We start from the raw sequence: 3,557 nt of genomic DNA, 5'->3' as shown, positions 1-3,557 counted from the left end.
AGAGATCCTCGAAGGCGAGTTCGAGATCGTCGGGGAGGCGGAAAACGGCGTGGAGGCGGTCAATATGTACGAGGAGCACGGGCCCGATCTCGTGATGATGGACATCGTGATGCCGATCCGGGACGGCATCGAGGCGACGACGGAGATCCTCGAGGAGAACCCGGAAGCGACGGTGATCATGTGCACCAGCGTCGGGCAGGAAGAGAAGATGAAGGCGGCCATCAAGGCCGGCGCCGAGGGGTACATCACGAAGCCGTTCCAGAAGCCGAACGTGCTCGACGCCATCGGATCGGCGGTATAATGCGCGTCGACGTCCGAGCGCTCGGCGCCTGCAACCGGTTAGCAGAGCGAGGCGCCGGGCAGGCCGCCGGCGCGCTCACCGACCTGACTGGCACCGACCTCTCCGTCGAGGTCACGGGCGCCAGCGTCGCCAGCGGCGAGGACCTCGCCGAGGCGTTCGCCGGCCGGGAGTCGATCGGCGTGAGCATCGGCCTCCGCGGCGGGCTGGAGGGCGAGGCGGTGCTCGCGTTCGACGCGGCCAACATCGACGCCCTGCTCTCGCTCCTGCCGGGCGGGGCGTCGATGGGGCGCAGCGCGGTGACCGAGGTCGGGAACATCGCGCTCGGCGGCTTCCTCGACGGCTGGGCGAACTACCTGGGGACGGCGATCGACATGACGCCGCCCCGCTACTTCGAGGCCGACGGCGCCGCCGTCCTCCCCGACGGGGCGCTCGCCGGCGACGGCGTGTTCCTCTTCGAGAGCCGCCTGGACGCGACGACGACGGACCTCGACTTCTCGATCTATATGCTTCCAGACTCCGGACAGTTCCGCGACCTCATCGTGGGCAAGACCGCGCCGGCCGCGGCGCCGGGCGCAGACGGCGAGGCGGGAAACGACGGCGCCGGCAGCACCGCGGTCCCCTACGAGTCGCTGTCGACGTTCGCGTCGCTGGCGAAGCGGGGCTCCGCGAACGCCGCCGACAACATCGCGATGATGACGGGCCTCGAGACGACCGTCGACGTGAGCCGGCTGCGGTTCGTTCCCCTCGCCGACGTGCCCGCGGAAGTCGGGGTGGAGCCGCACGCCGGGACCGTCTTCGAGCTGCAGGGAGAGCCGAGCGGCTACCTCGCGATCCTCTTCGAGGAGGAGTCCGCGGCGAAGATCGCGGCCTCGATGCTCCCGACCGAACCGGACGAGCCGCTCGGCGGGATGGCGGAGAACGCGCTCTGCGAGCTCGGCAACGTGATGACGAGCGGGTTCATCGACGGGTGGGCGAACGTGCTCGGGACGTCGATCAGCCACTCGCCGCCGGAGTTCGTCCACGACATCGGCTCGGCCACGATCAGTCCGCTGGTCGCCAAGCTGAGCCGGCGGCAGGACTACGGGTTCGTGATCGACGCCGCGATCCGGACGGAGGGTGTGCAGGCGCGGTGCGACGTGTACGCGCTCCCGGACGAGCGCGAACTAGCGCGGGCGCTCGACCGGCTCTCGGAGCCGTGAGCCACCACCCGTCGTCTCGCGGGGGAGCGCTCTCTCGCGATCCCGACGCGGGGCGGATCAAGGTCGGCGTCAGCGATCTGGCGGTCACGCCCGGCGGCGAGACGCTGACGACGAGCGGCCTCGGGTCGTGCGTCGCCGTGGCCCTCGTCGATCGGTCGACCGGGGTTCGGGGGCTGTTACACGCGATGCTGCCGAAAGGTGGCGAAACCGACACCGGGATGGAACGGCCGGGAAAGTACGTCGACACCGGGATCGAAACGCTGATCACGGAGTTGGACGCGGCGGGCGCGTCTCCCGACCGGCTCGAAGCGCGCGTCGCCGGCGGCGCGGAGATGCTCGATCTCACGGACGCGGTCGGCCCGCGGAACGTCGCGCGCGCCGAGCAGTGTCTCGAAGCGGTGGGGATTCCGGTGGTCGAACGCGCCGTCGGCGACGGCGTCGGTCGGACCGTCCGGTTCAGAGCGGACGGCCGGTTAGTCGTGCGAGCGGCGGACGGGTTCGAACGGACGCTTTGAGAACGACCGAGAGCGTGTCGAGAACGACCGGGCTTCGGGACCGCGTGACGGGGGCGCCCCCCGCCATCGCGTGTCTTCTCACAGCTGATATTTTGAGGGGTGAATTGAAGTGTGTTCTGGGGGTGGTACACGGTAATGGGCCTCGAACTACCGGTGTGGGGAGCTCCAACGGCCGCATGGATAGTCGCCACGCTGGGGCTCGTCGGTGCGAGCGTCCTCGACAGGTTCCTCGACGATGACGGCTCCGACGACGACGATTCCGGAGGCATGGGTGGCGACGACGACCCCTTCGGCGGCGGAGGGATGGGCGGCGGCGGCGGGATGGGCGGTGGCGGCGGGATGGGCGGCGGGATGGGCGGCGGCGACGACTTCGACGACTTCGACGGGATGGACGAGTGGGACGACGACTTCGACGACGGCGGCGGTGGGTCGAACACCGACGAGCTGGAGAAGCGGCTCGACGACCTCGAAAACGAGGTCGCCTCGCTCTCGTCGACGGTCTCGACCGTCCGCTCGGAGAACGAGGAGATCTCGGCCGCCGTCGACGACATCGAGGAGGACGTGCGGAACCTCCTCGACATCTACGAGATGGTCACCCGCGGCATCAACCCGTTCGTCGACGACTCCAGCGGCTTCGACGGGGTCGACGGCGGCGGCGAGGGGTCGTTCGGCCTCTTCGACGACGACGAGGAGGACGCGGCCGACGACGACCTCGACGAGGACGTCGCGAACGCGGACGCCGACGGGTTCTTCGACGACGACCTGCTCGACGACGACTTCGAGGACGACGACGAGTTCGCCGAGCTGGACGAGGAACCGGACGACGAGCACACGGACGACGGCGACCCCGCCGACGCCGCGTCCGAGACCGCGGCGGCGGACGACGGAGACGACATGAACGACGATGGAAAGAGCTTCAGCGAGCTGAAAGAGGAGTACGACGCCGGGGAGGCCGACTGGGCCGACGAGGACGGCGCCGAAACGGACGCGGACGCGCCCGCGGACGAGGACCCGTTCGACGACGGAGGCGACTCGTTCGAGGAGGACCTCGGCGACGAGCCGGACCCGTTCGACGACGGCTCCGACGACGGGGTCGACGCGTTCGACGAGGGGATGGACTCGTTCGACGAGGAGCCCGTCGAGGACGGCCCGGCGACGAACGGGCACGAGCCCGAGCCCGAACCGGAACCCGAGCCCGACCGGTCGCGCGGCCAGCAGCCCGGCGGCGACCCCGCCGAGGCGAACGCCGGCGGCTTCGAGTACGTCCGCGAGGACGACCTCTCGGGGACCCGCGGCAAGCCGTACCTCACGGAGCTGCCCGGCGATTACGTCGGGGACCTCCTCGTGATGGAGTGGCTGGAGTTCCTCGTCTCCGAGAGCGACGTCACCGACGCGGTGCGCGCGATCAACTACTACGAGCGCATCGAGTGGGTCGGCCCCGAGGCGGCCGCGCGGCTGCGCGACTTCCTCTCCGGGTTCGGCACGATCGACCGCAACCTCGTCGACCGGCCGGGGACCGACCGGCTGGTCCGCGAACACCAC

The 3,557-nt window shown here is 70.1% G+C and carries 4 protein-coding genes (1 of these 4 cut by a window edge); all 4 read left to right on the top strand.

What is annotated here, in order from left to right; all coding sequences use genetic code 11:
- Window positions 1-301: response regulator (locus C468_RS02760; RefSeq protein WP_008847351.1), on the top strand; the 301-nt coding region annotated here is incomplete at its 5' end.
- Window positions 301-1,500, top strand: coding sequence for a chemotaxis protein CheC (locus C468_RS02755; protein WP_008847350.1), 1,200 nt, complete (start codon window positions 301-303; stop codon window positions 1,498-1,500). The genes C468_RS02760 and C468_RS02755, both read left to right, overlap by 1 nt.
- A complete protein-coding gene (locus C468_RS02750) occupies window positions 1,497-2,015 on the top strand; it encodes a chemotaxis protein CheD (RefSeq protein WP_008847349.1) in 519 nt (172 codons plus the stop codon). Before C468_RS02755 ends, C468_RS02750 begins: the two co-directional genes overlap by 4 nt.
- A gap of 135 nt (window positions 2,016-2,150) precedes the next feature.
- A protein-coding gene (locus C468_RS02745) for a flagella accessory protein C (protein ID WP_008847348.1) crosses the window boundary here: on the top strand, window positions 2,151-3,557 show its 5' portion. The gene runs 357 nt beyond the window's last position; the window shows 1,407 of its 1,764 coding nt (coding positions 1-1,407); it begins with the start codon at window positions 2,151-2,153; its stop codon lies off the right edge, out of view.

Origin of the sequence: Halorubrum kocurii JCM 14978 (assembly GCF_000337355.1) — an archaeon.
In the GTDB taxonomy this organism is placed as follows: domain Archaea; phylum Halobacteriota; class Halobacteria; order Halobacteriales; family Haloferacaceae; genus Halorubrum; species Halorubrum kocurii.
The sequence above is the reverse complement of the archived record's forward strand: the minus strand, read 5'-3'. Positions and strand labels throughout refer to the sequence as shown.